Raw genomic sequence first — 26,815 nt, 5'->3', positions numbered from 1 at the left:
AAAAAAAAATATTATGGAATGTCGATCCATTCGGTAATTTTTTATTTTCACAGGTAGAGATCCCGAACTGAAATAAAAATAAAAGTAATCTGTATTGACACAGCAAATGATACCTGATGAAGTATATCATAAGTACTTATGAGCTATGATTTACACCAATTGCGACCAATAATTCGAATTTTGGAAAAGCCATTTGAGAAAAAAGAAAATTATTACGAATCGCTGAATTGCGACAATTTTTATTTTTAAAAATATTTTGAATCTTTATTTAATGGAAAGAGCATGAGATGTAATTAATACTATTCAGCAATTGAACTATATATAAAATCTGATACAATTATTATTATATTGCTAATTACAATATTTTATAATTGCATTGTATGAATTTATAGGTTCAGCCGATGGATAAAGAAAACACACCCAATGAAGTGAATCCGGATCTGCAATTCACCGATGTGGATTTTGGCAAAAGGATGGAGCGGAAGAAAAAAAATCGATCCGCCGGCAGCCTTCTCATCACTGGAATCCTGATCCTCTATTCCGCCGCGCTGCTGATGGTGATCGCATGCGGATGTGTCTTCCTGTATCCAAAAATTGAGTCGCTGACTGCAGATCAGACACACATCCGCAAGGGTGAATCCGTCTCTTTGCAATGGCGTGTTTCTCCCTCTGTGGATCGATTGTCCCTTTCGGGAGATATCGACCGGAACATTGACCGGAAGGCAACAGGCTTTACGGTCAGTCCGGCACAATCCTCAACCTATCGCCTGACCGTTGAGAACTGGTTTTCCCGTCTGCTGCAGCGCCAGATTCAAAAGGAAATCACAATCCAGGTGATTTCTGAATTACCAACCATTGATCTGCTGAAAGCGGATCTGTCCACCAGCAACGGAGAAGAATCTGCCTTGCTGCGTTGGCGCGTCGGAGATCAGGCGGATCAGGCAATTTTATCGATCGGCAATGAAAAAAGCACATTATCACGAACGCAATTTATTGGCGAACAGTCAATTTCTTTACACGAAGGCACCTATGTCGCGCTGCAGGCAAAAAACGGATCCGGGAAGATGATCCGAAGCCTTTTCCTGCAACCCAATCCAAAAAAGCCGGTTTTGAAAAAACTCATCCTGTGGGTGAAACCGGAAACCGGATCAGCCTCGGTTTTTTCCCAAAAATTTTCAGAATTGATTCCGGACGAAGCTACAGCAGCCGGTTTCCGATTGATTGAATACCAGCCGGAACGCCAGCTCCAGACGGGAGAGCAGGTATGGGTGGAGTGGCAGGTGGAGGGAGTCTCAACCATCATGTTGGAACCGCTCTCTGAAACTCCGGTTGATTCCACCGGAAGTCAGGTGTTCTCCCTGACAAGGTCGGTGAATTTTGTGTTGACGATTCAACACGAAACCGGGAATCAGCTCTTCTGGCTGCCGGTGCTGATCGGAGATGCAAAAAAAGAAACGCCCCCTGAAATTGAATTTTTCAAAGCAAATCCGGTTGAGGTGCAAGGAACGGGGGATGTGATTCTTTCCTGGTCCGTAGCCGGAAAATGGACACGCATCCAGTTGCTGGCATCCGATCCATCCGTCCGCTCTGATTCAGAATCCTTTCCCACGCCAGTGGCAGCGCCCGGCATTTTTTACAGTTCTGATGATCTGTCGATCCAGTCACGCGGGCTCCTGATCACAGAGGCGCTCTATCCGGCTGGATTTTTGACCATCCACATATCCAAAGAGACCTCATTCATCCTTAAAGCCTGGAACGGCATGTACTCCGATTCTGCCAATGTCGACATCCGCGTAGATCCGTCCGAATCCGAGCCGCAAACCATCCAACTCGAAATTCGGAAGATACTGCCAGAAGCTTCTGCCTATTCGGTAGGCGAAACGGTCGCCGTCTACACAGAATTCTCCGATTTATCACCGTCTGCAGCGTATCCAACCGGGACAATCCTGGTCAATGATGGAACAGCCAGTTGTATCATCACATTGCCGCGTAATTCCTGTAACCTGACGTTTGTCAGCACAGGAGTAAAAGAAATCAGCGCTCGATATCTGGGTGATAGCCGCTATTCTCCGGCCGCAGCAAAAAAAGGTCCATTGATCATCCAGGAGAAACCGTCTCCGAGTCTGAAAATTTCAGGCTTGTTTCCAGATCAATCTGCCTATACAGTCGGTGATACGGTGGATGTGCATATTGACTTTTCACAGGAGCGTTTTTCAGACCATCCGCCAGAAGGAAAAATTAAAGTGACTGACGGGACTTCTGCCTGCTGGATCGCTGCCGATAATGCCTCTCAGTGTTCGCTGTCCCTGATTGATCTGGATGCCAGCCAAATCAGCGCTTCCTATGCAGGCGATACATTTTATGCACCTTCCGCTTCCGAACCCTTCCCGATTCAGGTTGCCGCGCATAGCGGTATTCCGACGACCACCACCATCAGCGGGGTATTGCCGAATCAGGAGATGTACGAAATTGGTGACGAACTGGAAATTTTTGTCAACGTCATCCCGCAGGAAAGCCGAAGCGAGAGCCTGAGCGGCACGATCACCGTCACGAACGGGTATTCCTCCTGCACGATCAAGCCGGGAGGGGAGAATGCCTGCCGTCTGAAGCTGATCAGCAGCCTGTCCACAGCTGTTACAGCTGCGTACTCCGGCGATGCGAATTACGCTCCTTCCACTTCTGAACCCTTCCCGATTCAGGTTGCCGCGCATAGCGGTATTCCGACGACCACTACCATCAGCGGGGTATTGCCGGATCAGGAGATGTACGAAATCGGTGATGAGCTGGAAATTTTTGTCAACGTCCTCCCGCAGGAAAGCCGATCCGAGCGCATAAGCGGCACGATTACCGTCACAGACGGTTATTCCTCCTGCACGATCAAGCCGGGAGGAGACAACTTTTGCACGCTGAAGTTAATCAACAGTCTGGCATCCCAAATTATCGCGGTCTTCTCAGGTGATGATATCTTTGCTGCCTCTCAGTCCGAACCCTTCCCGATCATGATATCCATGATCAATATCAGCGCTTCGCTGCAATCGATGAAATTCAGTGACTGCAATACGTACATTGCGGATCCGGAACATCAGATCATGAGCCAGACTGATCCATCCCTATCACCAGTCGTACGCTATTTCACGCTGGATTCGAGCTTTCTGGCCGGCAGCGGTTTCTTTGTCAATCTGTCGCTGAGCACCAAAAGCGGACAATTCGGAACGAATCCCGGCACAGTCTCCGGATTGCTATGCAGTAAAACAGATCCAGATTACTGCATTGCATCCTCCGCAGTGACTGTCGTCCGGGATAGGTTGAATTTCACGCAGGCGGCCGCTGTCATTGAATTTCCGGTCGTCCATCAAAGCGGGAATTTTATTCTGAAGATCAACTATTCAGGCGATGGAATTCTTTTTGGAGAAAACAGCGTTATTTTTGAAGTTCGCGGTATACAGAAAGCCTTTCTGATGCTGATGCCTGCGGGCATTACGGATCCTGCAAATTTTTCATCACCTTCCGTTCGCTGGCCTGACATTACCGCTTCAGAATTGCATGGAACCAGCTATGCCTTCAATGCATTCTACCTGAAAGGCGGAAAGGTTGACTGTCCGATACAACTGGATATTTCAACATTTCCTAAACCACGAGGATTTCATATCAAAGTTAACGTTGCGGATTCAGTTTTCGGAGCAGACCAAACGGACAGCGCCTGGCAATCGCTGTTAACCGCAAATGGATATGAGTCTGAGGTAATCGCCAGAATGCAGCCAAATTCGATGGATTGGCAGCCCTCTGCCTGTACCTGGCAAAACGGCGGCAATCATTGGCAGATCCGCTGTGAGGAGGTCGGTATCATGGAGCCATCCACGCTGACCTATGCAGCGGATGAGCAGGATCCAAATTACCAGGTTTTTAATTCGAATGACGCAGACCGCGATTCGGATCTGTTCATTCAAGCTGAAATCAGCAGATACTTGTCCTATGTAGATGTCGGACATCTGACACAGCCTCTGTCAGCAGACACGGTGTATTGGATTAATTTTCGAAAAGGAACCGTATTTGACAAACTTGTCGGCAAGTATTGTTCCGACATCATCAATCCATCAGGAACCCGCACCGTTTCCTATTATTTGCTCGATTCGTCCGGAGAACCATCCAGTCAGGTCATCAATCTGACACCGTTCCTACTTTCGCGCTCACAAATCAATCCTGCAATGTCATATCGGACTCCAGCCATAGAAGCTCCAGTCGCCATCAACGCTTCCGGGGGAATATCAGCCATTTCGGTACTGCTGCCCTATTTCGGGCATACTACTGAAGGACAGATTATCGATTTGAACGCGAAAGCCAGAATTAAGAATTATGGTTGTTCGATTTCCGGAGAAAATTCAATCACGGTTACCTCATTCAGCGGGACGTTATCCGATGGTGTTGACTGCAATGATGGAACCGGTATCCATGTCAGTGTATCATCCTCTTTCTGCCAGCTCAGTTTCACTGCATCCGCAGACAGCTTGCCTGTCATTGTCAGTTTTGCCGGAAATGATGCAGCGGTTGGCTCACAGAAGGAGATCACATTGGATGTCAGCGCACCTGCTGGTGTCAACCGCCTGATGACTGCACCCAAGTCATTCGAGGAGACTGCTGTTGTATCGCAGCCTGTGACGGTGCGTCCGACTCTGTTGGATACATCAACAACTTCTGTAGCTTATTCTCTTTTTACAGGTGATGAATACCTGATGAAACTCACCACCAGTGTGCCGCTGTCTGCAGATGTACGTATCAGCGCAAATTTGCCGCCGATCCTGTCAGAAGCTTTTTTGGATCCGGAAAAAAGTTCTTGTCTGGATTTTATTGATGCTGATTTTTCCAGACTGACCATTCCCGGGGATGAATTCCGAAGTGAAAACTCAAACACATTCACATGCTCGATCGTCTTTTCAGCGGAAACAGTTTTTTCAGGACTCCAGACGATGAATTTTGAGTTGGAATCCTCTTCTGAAGACGCTGCAGCTTTCCAGATGACACCATTCAGTTGGAGCGGACTGCCGACATCCGTCAACCGGCACAGTTTGACTCATCTTCTACAGATCAGCGACACTGCCGGAAATATTTTGTGTTCTTCGATGGCATCGGCATGCGGTAGCTTGTACACAGGAGACGTTTATCAGCTTATCGTACAGGTGCCAGCTTTCTCGGATGAAAACACAGTCAGACTGATCAACAGTCTGAATGAAACTGAGGAACTGGGTCAGGCAGTCATATCCTGGCCAGAAGATTGGGCTGAGAGTATTCGAACTTCCCATGCCATACAAAATCAAAATGGCATTAAAGATCTATGTCCGATAGATGCCAGTAATCAGACCATTCTGGCGATTACCCATGAAACGGATACTCATGTCGCACAGATTTCCTGTCATTTTGTTCTCGGGCCAATTCTTCCGAGTGCTGCAGGAACACTACAGAGCTCCATCCGATCACCACGTTTTCAATTTCAGGATGCTCCGCTCTTTCTTCCAGGTTCTGTGGGGAAGCGTACTGTAACACTGAGACCCTCTTTGATTCTGCAAATGAATCCGCAAGAAGCAAGCCCGATAACCGAAGAAATCAGCAATCATCAGATCAATCGCCTTTACCGTAACATTCATCCTTCATCCAGTCAGCAAGCATTCTCCGGTGGTATTGCAGCTTATACGTTATCCGGATCGGTCAGCGGGGTTCCACAGAACAGCACACCGCTGCCTTCCGATCAGATTCTGGTTCAGTGGAGCATACTGGATATTCTATTTTCAATGGGAGAATTGCCATCATGTTTTTCACCTTCCGGAGATGGCTGGTACCAGCTTGGAATTTTATCCGCTGGGGCTGACGGGACTTGGAGCGCATCTTGTCCGCTGCAATTCCCTTCAACGATTCCTGATGATACTGCAAGCGGCATATTTACAATGCGATTACAATCCGCTTTTTATGAGGATATCGCGGAAATTGAAATCGCAGCGAACCCGTTTCCCAAAGAAACGGTGCACGCGGTTGTCTCTGTTCCGCAGCAACTTAAAGTATCGACCGATTACAACCTGGAAGTCAATTTAAATCCGTCATCTGCGCCGTTATCCGATTATGCCAGGGCATTGCTGCAGTATGATACGTCTCTCCAGATCATTCCAGTCTGGATCCATCAGTCCACACTGAAGTGCAATCAGTGGATGCAATGGGATGAATCGTTCCAGGCATCCTGCGCTTTTCGTTTCGATACGATACCGGAAATCAATACAGAATCTGCCATTTCATTTACAATTGCGACCGTCATTCCTGCTGATCTTCTTTCCTTTGTTTTGGAATCAGCTTCTACTGCTGAGCGTCAGGATGTTTATCCGATGCCGCCAGTTTCAAAAATGGATGTGACACTCCGGACCAGATTGTTTCATCAGGAAACCGAAGTGCCAATTCCGGCTATGGATGGTGGCGCTTATATGATTCAGGATCTTTATAAGTTGCAAATTCAGGCAGAATGCCCAGATACTGAGGATCCGGTTTCATGTATGATGTTGCAAAACACGCTTGTCAGGATCGAGTGGCCGCTTCTGGCAAATCCAATTTTCGTCGGAAGCTGCGCTGATCCATCCGGATCGATTTCGCTTGCTTTTCATAATGAAGATTTATCGGGGCAAATGATCGCTGAATGCAGTTTTTCGCTGACACAGGGAGATTTGCTGCTCGCTGATTCGGAAAAACTGCTGTCCATCCGTTTGGAAGCGCCGCAATTTGAAATTGTTTATGAACCACAGGAGCAGCCAATCCAAATGCCAGGAAATATCCAGAAAAAGCAGCCAGTGCTGACGTTCAGCCCGATTTATCAGATCGGAAATCCGGATAGGTTTTTTGAAAATCGAATTCCGACCGGATCTGATGCAGTCATCGATTTGACCTTTGATGGTGATCCATCAATATATAATCCGGACTTGCTGGTCATTCAGACAAATTTCGGCGAACTGCTTGACTGTACAAATTCCGGGACAATGAAAACATGCCGCATCCCTGCCAATTGCACCGATGGAGCGCCTCTTTCCGATGGCGTCCCATACCCGGAAACGTGCAGTGCGGAAATGAGTATCCATGCAAATTACCCGGGTGATATCATTCATCAGGCGGCAGAAGCCGATTCATCCGACTTTGTCATCATTCGGAATACGCTGGATATTATGATTCAGCCGGATAATCAATTTGCCAAAGAGTTCCTGCATTCCGTTTGGCAGAGCGCAGAAGATGGGCAAAGTTGGAATGTTGCGGCAATTACCGCAGGCGGATGGGAATTGGACACATTTCTGATTCGAGACGTTCATTCTCTCTCTTCGGGAATACAAACGCGATCGTACCCAATTCAGGCAGTTTTCCAATCTTCCAATCCCTCTGTCGCACCAGATCCTGCGCTTTTTCGATTGGATATTTTCAGCAGAAAGTCAAATTATGGGAGTATTTCAGAAGAGACAATTTCACTGAAACCTGCTGCGGCTGATCTATCCGGGAACAATCTGCTCTTTCAATTGGATTTTGGAGAAACCGCGATGGCAGAAGATGGAATAATCATTTCAGATAAAATGGCTCAAATAATGAGTATTGAAGCAATCAGTATCAGCTATACAGGTGATCCGTTCATCGCTTCAACCATGATCCCCTTCCAGTCTGAAAATCTGCACTTTCCCTTAAAAGTGGTCTCCATGATCGAACAGCAGCTTTTGCAGAATTCCGGACAGATTAGCTTTGGCGGAGCTGCGGGCGCTGAAGCAAGCGGCATCCAATTCCGCCTGTTCTGTTCCCAACCGCGCTACCCGCTGCATTGTTCCAATGAAATCCCGGATCCTGAGACGCTTGATCAGAACGGATGCTGGGGAATGGTGGATCTGTCGATGGAATTAAATCCGGTTATCTTTACCTCTGAGTTGTTTGACCCGCGCTGTTATCTGCTGGGAATCAAACAAATCGATGCGTATGACCAAATCTGGCTGAGCGATTCATACAATGAAGGATTGTGATCAACCATGGAAGAGGGATACGGTTCCTTCTCCCTTTCAGGGAGAAGGGCAGGATGAGGGTCAACCATCACGATGTCAAATTCTTCATGGCAAGGTCAGGATGATTCTTTGCAATATGCAGAATACTAACAATGACGCTCCCCTCACCTTGCCTCTCCCCAAAGGGGAGAGGGATACGATTCCTTCTCCCTTTCAGGGAGAAGGGTAGGATGAGGGTCTTTTGTCAGATTAAGATAAACATTCTATGCATCGAATTAAACCAGAAATACTCAAACATGCACGCGAATTGCGCCGCCCTCTCACTCCTGCAGAGCAAATTCTCTGGCATCACTTGCGTAACGCGCAGCTGAAAGGAATCAAAGTTCGCCGACAACACCCGATTGGAAATTTTATCGTCGATTTTTACTTTGCCCAATACAAACTCATCATCGAAATCGACGGAGATTCCCATGCAGCCCAAATTGATTATGATCGGATACGCACGAGCTGGTTGGAAAACGAAGGCTATCGGATTCTGCGATATACCAATAGGGATGTCATGGATCACCCTGTTGCTGTGTTGGAAGATATTCTGGACTACTTCAAAAAGACCTGACACGCGCACAAGCAGCAATCCGAAATATGAAATGAATTCTATATTGTTCTTATGGTTTTGCGCTTCGCGCAAAACCATAAGAACAATAAATTTTCTCTCTATTCGAAAAGCACAATATTTCGAACTCTTCTCATAATTCGAATTACTGAATCGCTGTCTTTTCGAATCTTTTGGAATACGATAAAATGAATTTGAAGTCAGCAATTCGAAGTATTGATAGTTTTTGGATAAAAAAAGAGAAATTTTGGCGAAAGGTTGATGTCATACTTTGTGAATAACCAATTAACGTCAAAAAAATCACCTTGTTTTTCGAATCGCTGAACTGAAATTCTCATTGTTGTCATGAAGTACATAGCTGAAGAGTCCGGTAACCAGGTACTGCACATCCTTTCAAAAACAGATCTGGAAATATGATTGCATCATAAGAGTTTAAATATGGCAAAGAGACTAAATCAGGTTTACTACTTCATTCTTTTCCTGTCGTTCCTTTTCTTATGCTGGATTCAATTTTCAAAACAATCCAGTGAAATCCTTGCAATGCTTGATGGAGATAATTTTCAGCCGTTCAATTCAAGCTGGATGGTGGAAAAGGATGGGGTTTTTACACAAATCGATCAGCTGCCGGAAATCGTCAGCACTCCCGGACAGCGCGAAATTGTTTTAATCAATACCATCCCAAATTACCAGACACAGGATATGATTTTGTCCTTTCGCACCTTTCATCAGGCACTGAAAGTATATATCGATGACTATCTGGTTTATAAATTGGATGCATCGCGTGATCCGCTGAAAAAAACACCGGGGAATGCCTGGAATATGCTCAGGCTTGATGCGAATGATCAGGGAAAAGCAATAGAAATACATTTTTTCCCTGCATATCCAAATCAGGTCCGACGAATTAATGAATTCTTTATTGGAAATCGCCTCGATATTGTACGCCATGAGGCTGCTGCTTCTGCAATCCCGTTTATCACTTGCGTCATCATTCTGGTTATCGGAATCATCGACGTTTTTCAGGGATTGACGCTGAAAACTGCCAATGGCATTAATCAGCGATTCCTTTTTCTGGGTTTATTTTCCATTGTTTTTGCAATTTTATCCGCAACTGAACGAAGCATTACCATGCTGATGTTCAAGGATTCTTTTTTATTTTCCTATGTTCCTTACATCGGACAACTGGTTATTCCATTTCCAATGATTATCTATTTCAGGGAATCCTTCCCGAACCGGAAAAACACTTTAATAGATTCTGCTTTAATCCTGAATCTTTCAGCTTGCCTGATTGAAATCCTCTTGTTCTTTTTTGGTATTGCCGATTTTCATGAATCAGGATTGATCGTACAGAGCGTTTTTCTCTATGCAGTATTGGTTGCAGCTATTCAGATGATTCGGTCATTCCAAATTCAGGAATTCTCGAAAAGCCACCGGAAATGGCTTTATTATTCGATCTCAATTTTGTTGGTCTTTTCAATTCTAATTGATATTTTTCGGGCCTATACGCAAGCTCCGGATGATTTTTCGTTAGCTACCCGTTTTGGTCTGATGCTTTTCCTGATGATCCTTGGCTTTGAAACTGAAGCAGAAAATCAACTCCTGATGGAAAAAGGAATCCAGATGGAAATGGTCAAGCAGATGGCATACCGGGATATTTTAACTGGAATTCGCAACAGAATGGCATTTAAAGAAGACTTGGAATCAATCGATCAGAATGATTTTCAAAATTATCGTCTGGTCATGATGGATTTAAATGGCTTAAAGAATGTCAATGATCATTTTGGACATTCTGCAGGAGATCTATACATTATTAATTGCGCAAAAATCATCTCTGCTTCATTTGCCTATTATGGACACAGTTATCGTTTAAGCGGTGATGAATTCTGTTGTATCTTGAAAAATTGCAGCAATTCATCTTATCAAGCCTGTGTGCGGAATTTACGGCAAGAATCCGAAAAAATAACCAGGAAATCCGATTTTCCTTACAGAATTGCAGTTGGAAACGCAAAATTTGACGCTTCATCGGATAAAAATCTGATGAATACGTTAAGCCGCGCTGATGGAATAATGTTTCAGAATAAGGCGGAAATGCGAAAAAGAACAGAGGAATTGTCGTCTTTCACACAACAGAATGATGGAATGGACTGATTGTATTTATGACGAAAATACTCAAACAAATTTATTTTCTGATTTTTTTAATCGTGATCGGTATTCTGACCTGGATTGAAATTCGTTACCAACCGAAACCGGATCAGCTGCCGGGCAGTAATTCCGTTTCATTTAACGAAGGGTGGTCGTATGAAAACAACGGCATAATCACCCGTATTTCTGCTACATTTCCGCAGAATATCGCCGTAAAAAATCAGGATGAAGTCATCATGATGAATACTTTGCCGGAAACCGAAATAGAGGACATGGTTCTGGCATTTTTCTCTCATCATCAGCTCATCCATGCGTATGTCGATGGGAAATTGATCTATCAGCTTGACCTATCCAGTGATCCGCTCAAAATAACACCGGGTATCGTCTGGAATCGTATTGATATTCCACGTCAATTTCGTGGGAAAAGAATAGAAATTCATTTTTATCCCGTTTTTTCCGACTTTCTCGGATATCAAACCGGATTTCAAATTGGTAACCGTTATGATATTTTGGAGAAAGAATTTTCCGCACGATTAATACCGCTGTTATTTTGTCTGGCGATTTTTACTTTCGGAGTAACATTTATCTTTCGATCTTTCTTTTTCCGGAGAATCATCAAAGATTTTAGAAATATTTTTTATTTGGGTATCTTTGCAACAGGCGTTGCTATATGGTCACTGACGTTAACCAACCTTCCCCAGATGTTAATGAATATAGCAGTTCTGGCATATTACGTAAAATATGCCGGATTATTATTCTTGCCTTATCCGATGCTTTTATTCGCCCAAGAGTCGTTCACGGAAGGGAAAAATCGGATGATTCAGATCGCATTAAAAATAAATCTGATTCTCATCATTGGCCAATCCATCTTCCATATTGCAAAGATTTCGAACTTACGCCAGATGTTGCCGGTTACTCATTTGTTTTATTTTTTTACGCTCCTGATCATCTTCCTGGCGACGATTCAGGCGATTCGCAGAGAATGGGGAAAACAGAATTGGCGGCGCTGGATCGATTACATCGGCACGTTATTGGTCATTTTCGCATCGATAGCAGATACGATTCATTATTATCAGGATTTTCCGGCAGACAGCTCCAGACTTTTCCGCATTTCACTGTTTATTTTCCTGTGTTTTCTTGGATATAAGATCAATTATGAGAGTCATGTCCTCATGGAACAGGGAATTCAGACAGAGACAATCAGGAAAATGGCTTTTGTGGATGTGCTGACCGGTATCCGTAACCGGGCTGCTTTCATGCAGGATCTGAAGGAAATTCGTCAGGCGAACTTTTATCAAATTCGCCTTGTTATGATGGACATGAATAACTTAAAGTCCGTGAATGACCAGTACGGTCATTCGGCCGGAGATTCCTGCATTATTCAGTCAGCGAACTTATTATCCAAAGTATTTCAGCAATTCGGACGAAGCTACCGTCTCAGCGGTGATGAATTTTGCAGCATTCTCTGGAATTGTTCCAGCGATAATTATCAGATTTGTGTGGATGAACTGCAAACCGAATTGGAAAAAATAAATACAACCATTCCGTATCAGATTCAAATTGCCTGTGGATCTGCAATTTTCGATCCGCAGAAGGATTCGGATTTAATTGGAACATTGAAACGTGCAGATGAAAAAATGTACGAAAATAAACAATATCTCAAAAAGAATGGAAATGAATGATTCCTTGAAGGAACCATTCGGCTTCAGATTTTTTCCTTCTCCCTTTGGGGAGAGAGATGCAATTCCTTCTCCCTGAAAGGGAGAAGGGCAGGATGAGGGTCATCCGTTATGATGCATATCCCTTTTGGCAATGGCAGGATGAGGGTTATCCGCCACGATGTATATCCCTTTTTGGTAGAGTCAGAATGAGGGTGTTCTATCGAATTGATGATTATTTGCAGTATGCCGAAGACAACAGGCAGCATTCCCCCTCACCTTGCCTCTCCCCAAAGGGGAGAGGTACAGCATTCCTTCTCCCTGAAAGGAAGAATGGTAGGATGAGGGTCATCCGCCAAGATGTACATCCCTTTTTGGCAATGTCAGTATGAGAGTGTTCTATCGAATTGATGAATATTTACAATATGCCGAAGGTTAACGGCGGCATTCTCCCTCACCTTGCCTCTCCCCTTTGGGGAGAGGGATACGATTCCTTCTCCCTTCCAGGGAGAAGGGTAGGATGAGGGTTATCCGTTATCATGTATATCCTTTTTGGTAGAGTCAGAATGAGGGTGTTCTATCGAATAAATGATTATTTGCAGTATGTCGAAGACAACCGGCAGCATTCCCCCTCACCTTGCCTCTCCCCAAAGGGGAGAGGGACAGCATTCCTTCTCCCTGAAAGGGAGAAGGGTAGGATGAGGGTTATCCGCCAAGATGTACATCCTTTTGCATGAGGGTAATCAAGTCAGACAAAGGTAAACATTCTATGCATCGAATCAAACCAGAAATACTCAAACATGCACGCGAATTGCGCCGCCCCCTCACATCTGCAGAGCAAATCCTCTGGCGTCACTTGCGTAACCCGTAGCTGAATGGAATCAATTTTCGCCGACAACACCCGGTTGGAAAATTTATCGTCGATTTTTTACTTTGCCCAATACAAACTCATCATCGAAATCGACGGAGATTCCCATGCTGCTTAAATTGATTATGATCGGATACGTACGAGCTGGTTGGAAAACGAAGGCTATCGGGTTCTTCGATATACTAATTGGGATGTCATGGATCACCCTGTTGCTGTGTTAGAAGATATTCTGGACCACTGTAAAAAAGCCTGACACGCGTCTGAGAAGAACACAAGTCAAAAAATGTTACCAAAAAAGAGAGCGGTGGTCTCTCATTCACCGCTCTCTTTTTTTAGTTATCTGCCAAGTTCTGATCAGCATTCACTATAACCGCAACTGTAACACTTTCGGCAGCCTTCTTCATTGATGACCGAAGCCTGTCCGCATTCCGGACAAAGGTCACCAATTTTCAGCATCGGTGATTTGACTCGTTCTGTTTCCCTGGAAGTTGAATTTTCCGAAGGAACCGTAACAGGATTATTGCTGATTTGCGTAATTCGTTCCAATCGTTCTTCCATATATTCTGCCAAAACCTGTGCCAAACCATCCGGCAGTGAACGAACACGTCCCGGTCCAAAACCAAGACTGCGTCCACCGCCAATATCGCGCAATTGCTTCTCGACTTCACCCAGTCTGCGCACCGGTTCCACTGGAGACGACAACCGCAGCGTGAACGAAATCAGTCGACCAATTGCTTCTGAAATTGCCGATGTTTCTGAACCAGCCTTGGCTGTATTGATAAAAACTTCAAAAGGCTGATTGCCGCCATTTTCGTTGATTGTAATAAACGCCCTGCCTAATGGAGTTTCCGAGCGATAAGTGAATCCGCGCAGCGCACGCGGACGTGGTTTTTTACTCTCGTGCCAAAGCGGAATTTGCGGCTCCTCTTCTTTTTCAGCTACTGAAATCATCGGCAGCAATTGTGTCGATGTATCGGTTTTTTTCTCCGCAGTTGAGCGGGTCTCAAGGACAACTTTTTCACGTGATCCGGTTACATAAACGGTAATCCCCTTACAACCCAGCTCCCACGCAAGTTGATAAGCAGCAGCCACTTCATCCGGTTTTGTACCCGCAGGAAAGTTTACGGTCTTGGAAAGGCTGTTGTCGACAAAAGCTTGCAGAGCTGCTTGCATCCGGACATGTTCCTCCGCGCTGATATCGGATGAAACCACAAAGACATCCCGGATATTCTGAGGAACTTTCTCCAGATTTTGGCAGGTGCCGCTTTCCATAATTAAATCCACCAGCTCGGATATTTCCTGAGCAGTCAAACCACTGCGCAGTAACGCTTTCTCAAAAAGCGGACTGGCATAGGAGAGCTGCACATCTTTTCCGTTGTCATTCATATGGCGGATATAAGCCAGTGCAAAAGCAGGTTCACAACCGTATCCCTCACATCCTGTAACCGTTGCGATGGTTCCTGTAGGTGCAATGGTGGTCTGCGCTGCATTGCGAATTCCATTTTTTGCTATTCCCTGAAGGATTTCATTCCAGTCAATGTCTGGACGGTTCCAATGATGCGTGTAAGGTTTTAAAGGTTGTGGTATTTCCCAGGTAATTTTTTCGGGATCATAAATAGAACCAGAAATTGCAGGAAAGGAACCGCGTTCTTTTGCCAGTTGAATGCTGGTTTTCATTGAATGGAAACGCACAAATTCCATGATCTGAGAAGCAAATTCCTGACCTGTTTCAGATCCATAACGGATTCCTGCAGAAAACATCAAATCTGCCAATCCCATAATGCCCAGGCCGATCCGGCGTGCTTTGTGTGCAGCAATTTCAAGTTGAGGAACTGCTGGTACATAAGCATTCATATCAATCACGTCATCCAAAAATCGAGTGGCAAGAATAGTTGTTTTTTCCAGTTTCTTCCAGTCCACTGAACCATCCTCTAACGTGTGCTGAGCGAGGTTAATGGATCCCAGACAGCAATTCTCATATGGTCCAAGCCACTGTTCACCGCAAGGATTCGTTGATTCAAGCTGATATAAATTGGGAACGGGATTATAGCGATTTGCCTGGTCAATAAAAAGCACTCCTGGTTCGCCGTTGTGATGAGCCTGTTCCACAATTTTCTGAAACAAGTCCCGCGCTCGAACAGTCTTGAAAACCTTCATCGGAAGCCCTTTTCTGCGGGCGGTATCTGCATCCCCATCAAAGTCTTTGCATAATGGTGATGTCAGATCAGGATATACAAGATCCCAATCTGTATCATTTATCACAGCTTGCATGAATTCATCTGTTATACCTACAGAGATATTGAAATTTGTAATGGAATTCTCGTTTGTCTTACAGCAGATAAAATCCTCAATATCCGGATGATCAATACGCAAGGTAGCCATATTTGCACCGCGGCGCGAACCGCCCTGAGCTACTTCGCCAAATGCATGATCATATACCCGCAAGAAGCCAACGGGTCCGGTAGCTTGCCCGGAAGAGGATTTGACGATTGTTCCTTTCGGACGAAGCCTGGAAAAAGAAAAGCCATTTCCGCCGCCAGTCTGCTGTATCAAAGCAGCATCGCGCAATGTCTGGAAAATGCCGGTAGATTTTTTTCCCATGTCATCACTGATTGGCAGGACGAAACAAGCTGCTAACTGCCCAAGCGGTGTGCCAGCACCTGTAAAAGTTGGGGAATTCGGGAAAAACAGTTTTAGACTCATAAGTTGATAAAAATCTTTGGCGGTGTTCTCCACTTGCCCGTTATACATTTCTTCCGCAAGAGCAACGTGGTATGCGACACGCCAGAACATCTCATCAATTGTCTCCGCCGGTTCCCCATTTTCACCGCGGCGAACATATCGCTTTGTCAGCACCTGGATGGAATTATCTGTCAAAGAGATCGAAGGAAGCCCCTCCGGCAATGGCGGTATACCCAGATTTTTTAAAGATGTATTTTGATTCCCCATAATTTCCTCTCTTTAATTACTTTCAGCAAGCAGCCGATCGATTTCATCACGCACCGAATGCAAATCAGATAATTGCAGATAAACGATGGCATATCGAATGTAAGCAATATGATCCAGCATTTTCAAACCGGCAATTACTTTATCCCCAATAAATCGTGAAGAAACTTCACGTTTCCCCTCCATCTGAAGTTCCCGTTCAATATCATCCGCAAGTTGTTCGATTTTTTGTGCGGGAACTGGACGTTTTGCACAGGAAATTCGAATTCCTTTGATCATCTTTTCCCGATCATACTCTTCTCTCGTTCCGTCAGTTTTTATGATCACAGGTATATTAAGATAAGGTTGTTCATACGTATTAAAACGTTTTCCACAGCGCAGACATTGTCGTCGTCTGTGAATCCGTACACCTTCATCCTTATCCGTATCAATTACTTTTGTTTGCTGATTTCCGCAAAATGGACAATTCATATTTCATATTCCAATACTGATTTCTCAATCTAATTCAGAACAAAAAAGGTTTGTTTTCCGGTAAGCAACAGAACCAAATAAAACAAACCTGTTAAATCGCTATAAATTCGTAGTTAGTTGTTCTTAATTTATAGTTAATCGTTTATCTAAACACTATATATAGATTATTTCTATTAATCTAATCCTTTATTTATGGTTCGGAAATTTTAGCATGGTTCCATTATTCTGACAAGACGGATTCGCGAAATTTTCATCTTAAATTTTTTTATGTAGAAATTAGGCGTTATCCGTGTGTTTCAGAATCACGAAAAAGCAATCTAAAAGGTATATGCGTAGGGAATATAAAAAATAGTTATACTTTTTTATAACCCTTTACATCCGTTAAACCAGGTTATTTAGAACAGCTCACTTATTAAAATGTGATAAACATCAGGCGAAAATATGACACATTGATGAAAGAATCAGGCTATCATTAATTCCCTTACGATGCGGTTTTCCAAAAAAGGAATAATGGAATCTTTCCTGTTCATTTTTAGAATTCCAATTTTTGATATGAAATAACAGTAATTTGAAATTTGGAAAAACCTTTTGAGAAAAAAAAGAACTTTTTGGTTCGTTATTAGCGAGCAAAGCGCACGAACAACGCAATAGAAAAACAAAACCTACCTTATTTTGAATCGCTGAAGACATCGTAAAATCTATTCTGATTAATTATTAAAGAGATATGTATGCCGGATTTGACATTTGATATCGTTCCACTGCATGAACAATTCGAATTTTTATTGCGTGTCATTCTTGCTGCGATTTTTGGCGCGGCCATCGGTTATGAACGAAAACGGCGTGTAAAAGAAGCCGGAGTCAGGACTCACCTGATCGTTTGTCTTGGCTCATCTTTAATAATGATTGTTTCCAAATACGGATTCGAAGATATTGTCAATCTTGCCGGAATTAAAGTGGATCCGACCAGGATTGCATCACAGATTGTATCCGGAATCGGTTTTTTGGGCGCAGGTATGATCTTTGTGAGAAAACAAACTGTCAATGGATTGACCACAGCAGCCGGGATTTGGGCAACAGCAGGAATCGGCATGGCAATCGGCAGCGGTCTTTATTTTATCGGAATGGTTTCAGCTGCACTGTTGATTCTGCTTCAAACTATCCTTCATCGAAATGCCGATTTTTTCCATATTCCGATGACGGAATCCATTGAAATGAGAGTGATTAATCGTCCGGATGTATTAAAAGATCTGCGTGAAATTTTCCATAACCAGAATATTGAAATCGTCAATATTAAAGTCGAAAAAATCGGTGAACGCACCATCGGAATCGATATTTTAGCAAAATTTCCGCATAATTATCATCCGGATGAAGTTATGATGATGTTTAATAATCTGGATTATGTAATTTCAATCGAACTGTAGAACTAATTGGGGCGAATAAAGATCGGTTTTTCTATCAATAAATAATTAGTGCAAATTTTAAATCATCGTTTTATAAAAAAACGATCAAACCTGTTTTTCCAAGTGCGGTTGTGATAATCGCGGTTTTATAAGGAAAAACAACAGCACAAGCAGACTGATGATCGAGATCGTACAACCGAAAAGCCAACCTTGCGGGATAAAATCCAAAACAAGTTTTTTTGATCCTGCCGGAATTTCCAATCCAATCAAACTCTGCATCACCGGTATGACTGATATTTCTGTCCCATCTAATTTTGCCTTCCACCCTGGATCATAAGGGATTGAAGTCAGAAGGAATCCGCCTTTCGAACCTTCCGGGAAAGTCATTTGCAATTCAGTATCGCCATTTTTTTCTGTCAATGGGGCTGAGAGACGGATTTTCGCAGCAATCTCTGAAAATCGCTTCATATCGAATGAGAATGCATAAACGCCCTCATAGTAAAGATCGTCCTCTCCGCTATCGATATGAATTGATACTTCATCGCCTGTTTGAAATCGCCCAAGATTCACCAGATAGGGCGTATAGTTTTCGTTTTGGTCAAACACTTGCTCATCGTTAACCCAAACGTTATAATTCAGACTCACATTGGGGATAAAAAGCACATACGGATGGTCATCTTTGACGTGGAGTTTGTAATCAGCAGCTGCCGAAAGGGAAGCGTCAATACGTCTGTATACCGGAACGGATGATTCATCCTCAATCTCTTCCAAATTTGTCAACTGCGTTCTCTGAACTGAGACTGGAACAAAAAGCGATTCCTCAGATGCATCCAGGACTGACAGGATCTGATTCTGTAAAAGTACCGGATCATCTGTTTCTGAAAGATCGATATCCAAGATTTTGCGATCTGTGAAAAATGCGGCAGGAAAAACGAATGGATTTTCCCAGATCGAATCCGATTGTTGGAGATAAAAAGCATTGGGAGTCCTGTCGGACATGATATAACGGATTCCCAGGAAAGAATCAGAAAAAATGGTACCTCCGGAATAGGTACACCATGTCGCATAACAATCCAGTCCTAATTTCTTTAGAAAGCGGCTTTGACTGATGCTGGCTGTGGAACTGAAATGACTGATTCCGGAAAATCCGATATTGAGCGGATCGTTGTATGTTCGAATCTCAGTTTTTTCTAACCGATAAAATGAAGTCGGATCCTGCGGTATTTTCGACATCGTTTGTTTGAATTGATTCCGAAACGCAGCATAGTCAGCGCGTTCTGTGTAGCCTTTTTGATATTGAGTCAGGAAAGTATCGCCATTGAACCAACATTCAAGAATACATAGAACCAACAACAGGAAATGACCGGCTTTTGTTCGAAAAACATTTAGAGAGAATATGAATGCATACATTAACAGGAACAGCAGATTTACATAAAGAAATCGGCCTTGAAAGATCTCTGAATCCATTTTTTGATTCAGAATCACAAGCCCACTAAGTATCATCATTGTGACCAGCAAAAGTCTCTGCCAGGTTGGATTGAAATGCAAACAACCTTCAAAAGCAGCTTTCAACAAAACAAACGACAAGATAAAAGCATATCGGTATGGAAACCAGCTCGGATAATCCATTGCATGCCACAGAAAATCAAGCGGTGCGAGATAAAAACTGATGAGTAGAAAGACAATTTGCAAAAATAATAGGCGCTTCTTTCTGATTGAGATTTCAGCGCTGAAAAAAAAGAGCGGCAAACAACATACAGGCAACAATCCACAAAAAACATATGGCAGATTTCCGCGCAGTCCATCATACGAACCGATCAAGATTTTTTTAAATAGATCGGCAATCAGGAATTGTCCTGAAAATGCCGGAATATTTTGTTCCATTAAACCCATGCCATCTTTTAGAACAAAATATGACGGAATCAACAAAAAGGCGCTGATTCCTGCTGCCAGAATGGCAGATAAGAAGAATTCCCCGCTTTTTTTCAAGAGATCTCTGATGGACAGGGGGTTTTGCTGACTGATTGACTCGGATAGAAAATAGATCACACAGAAAATGCCAACCATATAGCCGATATAATAATTCGACAGAAAAAGGATGGAAAAAACAATGCACAGACCTGTCCATCCCTGACCATGGATTAAACGATCAATCATCAGACAGAGCAGCGGCAGCAGCAGAATGCCATCCAGCCACATGATATTGAAAGAATACGCGATTGTATAGCTCATCAATGCGTAAAAAATGCTGAAAATCAGCAGCAGCAAGTCCGGCTTTTTTTGTTCGAAATGAGTTTTTAGAAAAACAGCAAATGTCAGTCCGCATCCGGCAATTTTCAGCGTGGTAATAAGCGTGATGGCATCAAGAAGGTTTTTTTCCGGAAAGAAAAATAATAGAAGGTTCATCGGGCTGGAAAGATAGTAGGCAAAAAGGCCCAGGAAGTTCAATCCCATCCCGGCATGCCAGGAATATAACAAAGAACCGTTTCCATGCAGAATCCGCTGATATTCGGCCATAAAATCGACATACTGTGAATTCATGTCGCTGATCAAAAGTGTGAGACTGCCAAAAGGAAAAATTCCGATCTTTGCGAATAGGCCAAGCAAGATTAAACCTGGGATGATGAAAGAAAGTAAAATCATGCGCTGATGCCAAAAATAATCACGGATTTTTATCATAATGACCTTCTGCCAGAATCCTAAGGAAGCACTATTCACTCATCGGTACTGGATGTGCTCCAGCCAGATTTAATACGGTAATCGTACCAGCCAGTCCGATATCAAAAGCATAGGGTAAATTGATCGATTCGATCGTATCGCCGGGCAGATGCCAGAAGTCGGTCCTGTCCTGTACTCCGCACCCTCCTTCAGTCGTTTCAGGTAAAAAATTTTCCATAGCTGTGATCGCAGGTATGTTTACGTTCCAGAATGAAGTCTGATCAGCCAGCGAATAGGCATCTCCGGTCAAGTAGTCATATTTCAGATTCAAGCCATATTGCTGTATAGTCTGGATCATTAAATCAGCGAGCTGGTGTGAGCCGCTCAAATCGCCCACGTACATTTCAAAACAACGATCATTATCCTTATCCGTTCCGTACATATCCATGTTGATAACTCCAATAATGTTGTCCGAGGCATGTTTGGCAGCATACGCTTTGCTACCCTGCTGGAAATTTTCTTCACCACTGAATAATACAATTTTCACAGTACGGTCAAATTTCATCTGACTGAAAATTCGTATGGCTTCTAAAACAGTGGCAACACCAGTGCCATTATCATTGGCTCCAGGAGCGTATTTCATCGGATCACCTTCAAAAACCACACAGCTGTCATAATGAGCGGTAAAAAGGACTTCTTCTTCTGGTTTGACCTCACCAGGAAATGTAACGATGATATTAATCCATTTATTTTCACTTGTGGCGTCGGTATACGTAAATTCTTCCTGGGTGATTTGTTCTTCAGATACCCACTGACGGATCGATTCCAACAAAAATTCTTTGGCTTTTGCGTTTTGCTGACCAGTAAACATGGCATAGCTGTAACGAGTTTCTATTTTATTTTCTTGTCCGCCGATCATTACTGTTTTATCTCCAGACAGCTTCCGAATCCATTCAGAATAGCTTTCCTGAGAAATATGATTTCGAAAAAACTCCACTGCCCCAATGGTCTTCTGAGTAGGTGCTGGCGAGGGTGTGCTTTCCATCATTTGAGTGTTCTGTTCCAGCGTTGTTTCCGTCTGCGATTCAATCTGCGCTATCGCTAATGCCGCTTCAATTGTTTCAGTCATCATCAGCGGAGCTTTCTGCGTTTCAATCATCGTCGGAGTTTTCAAGTGAAAAGAGAAGATAATAGCCCCGATAATTACCGCCGCGATTAACAAAATTATGAATACCAGTATCCAATCGGGCTTTTTTTTGCTTTGCATCATTTTTTGCTTCAATAATTCTTTCCAGGAAAAATAACCTTTAAATTTCTATAAGATCGTTTCCCCAATTTAAAAGATCATGTTGTTTTCAAACCCTTCGGCTCTCTGTGACAGCCTCATCCACTACTTACGGGTTATTATAACCAGACATTGAACGCGTTATGCATCAGTAATTCGAAATATGAACTTACTATTCGAATGGAAGAAAAAATATATTGTTTTTATCATTTTTCGAATCGCTGGCTTTGCAATACAGACTTTTAGAAATCGAAATGGTAAATATCAGAATCCATACAAATCGAGTGTTTCAAAAACAATTTCATCATTCTCAGCTAATTGATACAGATTACCGTCCTTTGAACGACGAACCAGCCATCCATCTTCCATTTTCAGCCAGATCGTTCGTCCGTCGGATGTTTGATAGGTAATCCGCGCCTTTTCTGGGAATTTACCGCGGATATAGAATAATACATGATCCGTCAATGTCTCCAGATTTGTTCCATATGATGAGTCTGTCTTCAACTGGTTTATTCTTCCCATTTTCGCCAGTCCGAGATCTGCCCCGCCATCATAGGCAATCATGGAAGCGCCATCCGGATGAATTAAAAGACTACCGGAATTGGCATGCTCGCTGGAAATCGCATGGTCAATGAATTCTGATAAATTCATTGTCTGAATTCCAGCGGCTTGTAAATCGCGCTTGCTTTGTACTGCGTAGTACTCCGGATATAAACCGACATTTGCCCAGTTTGCTTCCCAAATGTATTCACCGGGATTTGCTGAAACTAATACAGTCTGATTCGGTAAAAAATCAAGCATTCCCGCCTGCAGTGCTTTCTCACCACCCTCTCGCGGGTAAAGGAAGGATCGATTCAGTAATTCGTTGACTGTTCTATTATTCTGCTGATTCATCAAAATCGTCAGAAATAAAACGCAAATAGCCGCTGCTTTCCCAATGATGAGAACCTGCGGATTCCGAATTTTTTGTAACCATATTATGTAAAGACTAACAATCAGTAAGCTGACTCCAAAATACTCCATAAAAACCGGCAAATACCCAAGACCTGGAATCAATTGTCCCTGGTAGCGTTGACTGACAGCAATGGTAACCGCCGGCAATAACCAAAACGAAAGGCCCATGCCAAACAATAATCCCCAATTTTTATATCGAGGATTTTCAAATTGCTTTACTCGATTCCATATAAGTACAAAAATCGCCAACAACAATACAATCCAGTCATCAAATTTGACAGCTTTTAATACATCGGTCAGTTGATACGATAATACATCCTGTGCTAAATAATTAGAACCAAGAATCGCAAGCTGTCTGCCAGAAAAATAAAAACTCAGCGGAAGCGCAGCCATCAACTGATAGAAATAGGTCCGGAGGATAGAAAACAGATCAAGACTGAAAGCGACCCCGGGATATGTGGATTCTTGAGCGAATTTCATGCGCACAACCCAGATTGCCCCTATTAATAGAAAAACGATCAATACAAAAGGAATGGAATACCGGAATGTCTTCTTCCAACTCTTTGTTTCCAGAAAAACAATTAATGGAATCAGCAGAATGAAAGGGAAACATACTTCGTACGTCATCAGACCGATCAAAAATGGAATCAGACTGAGCAGATAATATTTCCTCTTTCCAGTATGCAGAAAACGCAGCAAAAAAAATGCTGACAGCATTATTTCGGCCATGATCACCTGCATCAATCCGTAGAATCCGGTCACAGGGTCCTGATACGCGCGAAATTGGATCAAGACTGGAATCAGCAGCATCGCAAGCCGGCTGATTTTTCGTGATCCACCAATTTCTCGAACAAGAAGTCCCAGTAGAAGCATGTCAACACCGACCAGTCCGATAATGATTGCTTTATAAATCGACACATTTTCAATATAAAATAGAAAATAATAATAGCAGGACAGGACATTGATTCTGCCAAGTTCCAGGTATCTGCGCATGAAAATCAGCAAATTCTGCAGTAACGGCAATTGATCATATTTCTCGAACAGGTAAGCCGTTGAATTGACTGCATCATCCCAATAATACCCGCTATGGAACAAGGGTTTTAAAGATAAGATCGTGATGAGCAGAATCAGTATTTCTGATTTCCAGGTCACAAGAAATTTCCAAATGGGAGAATCACTGCGAATGCCTTGGATAGTCAATCCTGAAAAATGAGTTTGATCCAACAGAAAACGAATTCTGACAGCAATTCCGATAATCAGACTCAGCCAGAAGAAAAATGAAAAACGCCAAAGCATTTGAACAGGAACACGAAATAAGTTGACAGATCCTTGATATGCGCTGATCACTTCCCAAAGTAAGCCAAGCCATATAGCTGCCCACGGAACGAGCGTCGTGACATGAAACCCATTTTGGAAGAAATCCAGGATACATACTATCAGAAAACAAAAGGATAAATAAAAAATCCATGGCTGCACTGCCCCAAATTTGCTCAGAAACGTGATGAAAAGGCAAATTGCAGCAATCAACGTGACATATTTCGGAAGCTGTCGTTTCATTTTATTGATAACCGGTCAATCCAATAGAGTCAAAAAGGATGGAATCTGATTCATCCAGTTTATACAAATTCCCCTGGCTGGTCTCTCGAATCAGCCAGTTTTCGGATATTTCCTTTTCATGAGCAGACCCGTCTCTTGTTGTCCAGGTAATTGTTCCCGGAATTTCCGCTTTTCCATAAACGAAAAATTTTACTTCGTTTACAACCGGATTCAACAGTACTTCGCGGTCCGGGTTAAAGCCGGTATCTAAAATCTTTCCAAATTTCGCAAGTCCGGTTTTTGATGAACCTGAATATTCAAGCACATAAGTATCCCGGAGGTAGTAACGCTGTAATGTTCCTACATCATGGACTAATAAATCCTGAAAGGCAGGCACACTCAATGTTTCAATTTCAGAACCATGATTCGATGTGATAAAAGCAGTTTGATATGGCTCGCCCATCCAGCCTCGTTCCCAAATATAATTCTCATTATTGCTGACAAGTTTCGAAGTAGTCTGATCAAATTCCGAAAGAATTCCGCTTTGCAGGGCTGCTTCTCCTGTCTGACGGGGATATAGAAAATATTCATTTAAAATTTCAATTACACTGCGGTTGGTTTGGTTGTTCAGGAGAAAAACGACACTCAAAGAAATAAAAAGAATCATCGACAGCAAATTTTTACTTAGAATTCTCTGAAGTCCATGAAAAATGCTATAAAAAATAAGAAAAATCAGCAAACAAGCACCAAAGTACGCGAAATAAACCGGAATATATGCTAAACCAGGCAGAAGTTGAAACTGATATTTCGCACTCATAGCAATGACTAAACCGGGTAATAACAAAAGGCACAAACCAAATGCCCAATATTCAACCTTCATACGGAAATCCTGGATATTTCTGCGAAAATTCAGACTGAGAACAGCGGCTATGGTCAACCCCATCAAATCAATCCATTGCAGATTTGAGAAGAAACCTTTCCAGGAAAAATCAAAGAGTTGCTGTTCCTGGATCCATTTACCAAATAATGATGCACCAGTATCTGCCATGCGATAGTTTAGTGGAAATGCTGCTAATGTCTGATAAAGCCATGCGAAAAAAATTTTTCCTGGTTGGAGACTGAAGGTCGTACCATTATATACCATCGCAGTCTGTGATGAATGCTGCCGGAAAATCATCGAAACACTTAACAGGACAAATTCGATCACGATATAGGGCAGATAAATTTTCACGTTTTCCGATATCTTTTTTTTGCGAAAATATGTGAGCATCGGGAAAAATAAAATAAAGGGATAAAACATTTCGTATGACAATAATCCGATTGTGAAAAACAGCAAACTGACAATCCGATATTTCTGAAAAGAGGTTTCAAGATACTTCAAAAAGAATAGCAGAGAAAGCATCAACTCGGCAAACATCCATTCCATTAAACCATAATAAGACAAAATGGAATCATGATAAATCCGAAATTGAACGCACAGCGGAAACAGAATCAAAAGAATCAACGGAATCCATTCATTCTGAAAGATTTTTTTCATCAATCGGTAAAACAAATAACAATCTGCCAGGACAAAAATCAGAATAATGGTCTTATAGAGAAATGGATTCGAAAACAAATAGAACATTAAAAACTGGAAAGTCGCAAAAGGATTCAATCGTCCCAATTTTCCATATTGAATGATCTCAGAAAGGGTGGTTCGAATAATAGACTCTCCGGTAACCTGAATCGCATTCATCCGCGATGAATGAAAGGCATCGTCCCAATAGAATCCGCTGCGCAACATCGGAAGCAGATTTAGCAACAGGAAAAGAAAGACTAAAAGGAAATTCGTTTTGAAAGAAAATCGAAACAAATTCAGGTCATTCGCTTCAAAAAGCAAAGCCTTCATTCTGAGTCCGATTCCGCTGAACAAGCAGATCAGTCCAATAAAAGACCATTTTTCAACGCTGCGCAGGTGACTTGAATCCACTTGATAAACACCGAGTAATAAAACGATTACATACCAGAGAATCCCGGCAAGAATCAGAATCCAGGCGGAATAAAACAGATCGGATGATGTTGAATTTTTTTGATCCAACAAGAAAAAGAAGAGATATAACAGTACCAGGATGGCTGCAATTTTTAGCGGACCAATTACAGTTTGCGAAAGACATGACGCAGTTAAAATCGATTGCAGCAGAATTATCATGATTCCAGCAGCAGAAAACAGCTTGCCCATTTTCAACAGCTGACGGTTTTGCAGGATTTTATGAATCATAGGTTAGATTATAAAATGAAATCGCCTCTT

At 42.8% G+C, this 26,815-nt stretch carries 13 protein-coding genes; 7 read left to right on the top strand and 6 right to left on the bottom strand.

The features are described 5' to 3' along the window. Positions 1–401 precede the first annotated feature (401 nt). The 6 genes from ATC1_RS01670 to ATC1_RS15125 all read left to right on the top strand — a co-directional run bounded on the left by ATC1_RS01670 (position 402) and on the right by ATC1_RS15125 (position 13,531). A complete protein-coding gene (locus ATC1_RS01670) occupies positions 402–8,021 on the top strand; it encodes an Ig-like domain-containing protein (RefSeq protein WP_062277621.1) in 7,620 nt (2,539 codons plus the stop codon). 244 nt (positions 8,022–8,265) lie between these two features. Next, positions 8,266–8,616, top strand: coding sequence for an endonuclease domain-containing protein (locus ATC1_RS01660; protein ID WP_062277616.1), 351 nt, complete (start codon positions 8,266–8,268; stop codon positions 8,614–8,616). 435 nt (positions 8,617–9,051) lie between these two features. Next, positions 9,052–10,758: a GGDEF domain-containing protein gene (locus tag ATC1_RS01655; RefSeq protein ID WP_062277613.1), complete on the top strand. Its 1,707-nt coding sequence runs from the start codon at positions 9,052–9,054 to the stop codon at positions 10,756–10,758. 8 nt (positions 10,759–10,766) lie between these two features. Beyond that, positions 10,767–12,434 carry a GGDEF domain-containing protein gene (locus ATC1_RS01650; RefSeq protein WP_062277610.1) on the top strand — a complete coding sequence of 556 codons (1,668 nt, stop codon included), beginning with the start codon at positions 10,767–10,769 and terminating at the stop codon, positions 12,432–12,434. A gap of 847 nt (positions 12,435–13,281) precedes the next feature. Continuing rightward, entirely contained in the window at positions 13,282–13,401 is a 120-nt protein-coding gene (locus tag ATC1_RS15130) for a DUF559 domain-containing protein (protein ID WP_201777224.1), read from the top strand. A gap of 25 nt (positions 13,402–13,426) precedes the next feature. Then, positions 13,427–13,531, top strand: a complete 105-nt coding sequence (locus ATC1_RS15125; RefSeq protein ID WP_201777221.1) for a DUF559 domain-containing protein — start codon at positions 13,427–13,429, stop codon at positions 13,529–13,531. 101 nt (positions 13,532–13,632) lie between these two features. On the opposite strand, the gene ATC1_RS01640 is transcribed toward ATC1_RS15125, so the two are convergent. Beyond that, positions 13,633–16,227, bottom strand: a complete 2,595-nt coding sequence (locus ATC1_RS01640; RefSeq protein WP_062277604.1) for an adenosylcobalamin-dependent ribonucleoside-diphosphate reductase — start codon at positions 16,225–16,227, stop codon at positions 13,633–13,635. Between the two features lie 12 nt (positions 16,228–16,239). Beyond that, the gene (gene nrdR / locus ATC1_RS01635; RefSeq protein WP_062277601.1) at positions 16,240–16,695 is read right to left on the bottom strand and encodes a transcriptional regulator NrdR; all 456 of its coding nucleotides are present in this window, start codon (positions 16,693–16,695) and stop codon (positions 16,240–16,242) included. 728 nt (positions 16,696–17,423) lie between these two features. Between nrdR and ATC1_RS01625 the strand changes: the two genes are divergently transcribed. Beyond that, on the top strand, positions 17,424–18,116 hold the full coding sequence (locus ATC1_RS01625; RefSeq protein ID WP_062277595.1) for an MgtC/SapB family protein: 693 nt from the start codon (positions 17,424–17,426) through the stop codon (positions 18,114–18,116). Positions 18,117–18,200: 84 nt separating this feature from the next. On the opposite strand, the gene ATC1_RS01620 is transcribed toward ATC1_RS01625, so the two are convergent. The 4 genes from ATC1_RS01620 to ATC1_RS01605 form a co-directional block, all read right to left on the bottom strand. After that, complete coding sequence (locus ATC1_RS01620; protein ID WP_062277592.1) at positions 18,201–20,774, bottom strand: YfhO family protein; 2,574 nt, start codon at positions 20,772–20,774, stop codon at positions 18,201–18,203. Positions 20,775–20,805: 31 nt separating this feature from the next. Then, the gene (locus ATC1_RS01615) at positions 20,806–22,023 is read right to left on the bottom strand and encodes a M28 family metallopeptidase (protein WP_152024194.1); all 1,218 of its coding nucleotides are present in this window, start codon (positions 22,021–22,023) and stop codon (positions 20,806–20,808) included. 279 nt (positions 22,024–22,302) lie between these two features. Next, positions 22,303–24,549 (bottom strand): glycosyltransferase family protein, encoded by a 2,247-nt coding sequence (locus ATC1_RS01610; RefSeq protein ID WP_062277586.1) that lies wholly within the window; start codon positions 24,547–24,549, stop codon positions 22,303–22,305. Position 24,550: 1 nt separating this feature from the next. After that, on the bottom strand, positions 24,551–26,785 hold the full coding sequence (locus ATC1_RS01605; protein WP_062277583.1) for a hypothetical protein: 2,235 nt from the start codon (positions 26,783–26,785) through the stop codon (positions 24,551–24,553). Positions 26,786–26,815: the final 30 nt, after the last annotated feature.

Source organism: Flexilinea flocculi (assembly GCF_001192795.1).
GTDB classification, from domain to species: domain Bacteria; phylum Chloroflexota; class Anaerolineae; order Anaerolineales; family Anaerolineaceae; genus Flexilinea; species Flexilinea flocculi.
This window is presented reverse-complemented; position numbering and strand designations above follow the sequence as displayed.

Bases quoted from the DNA above. Each gene is read 5' to 3' on its own strand.
- ATC1_RS01655 (WP_062277613.1), top strand. From the start codon at position 9,052: ATGGCAAAGAGACTAAATCAGGTTTACTACTTCATTCTTTTCCTGTCG.
- ATC1_RS01625 (WP_062277595.1), top strand. From the start codon at position 17,424: ATGCCGGATTTGACATTTGATATCGTTCCACTGCATGAACAATTCGAA.
- ATC1_RS01670 (WP_062277621.1), top strand. From the start codon at position 402: ATGGATAAAGAAAACACACCCAATGAAGTGAATCCGGATCTGCAATTC.
- ATC1_RS01610 (WP_062277586.1), bottom strand. From the start codon at position 24,549: ATGAAACGACAGCTTCCGAAATATGTCACGTTGATTGCTGCAATTTGC.
- ATC1_RS01660 (WP_062277616.1), top strand. From the start codon at position 8,266: ATGCATCGAATTAAACCAGAAATACTCAAACATGCACGCGAATTGCGC.
- ATC1_RS01605 (WP_062277583.1), bottom strand. From the start codon at position 26,785: ATGATTCATAAAATCCTGCAAAACCGTCAGCTGTTGAAAATGGGCAAG.
- nrdR (WP_062277601.1), bottom strand. From the start codon at position 16,695: ATGAATTGTCCATTTTGCGGAAATCAGCAAACAAAAGTAATTGATACG.
- ATC1_RS01650 (WP_062277610.1), top strand. From the start codon at position 10,767: ATGACGAAAATACTCAAACAAATTTATTTTCTGATTTTTTTAATCGTG.
- ATC1_RS01620 (WP_062277592.1), bottom strand. From the start codon at position 20,774: ATGATAAAAATCCGTGATTATTTTTGGCATCAGCGCATGATTTTACTT.
- ATC1_RS01615 (WP_152024194.1), bottom strand. From the start codon at position 22,023: ATGATGCAAAGCAAAAAAAAGCCCGATTGGATACTGGTATTCATAATT.
- ATC1_RS01640 (WP_062277604.1), bottom strand. From the start codon at position 16,227: ATGGGGAATCAAAATACATCTTTAAAAAATCTGGGTATACCGCCATTG.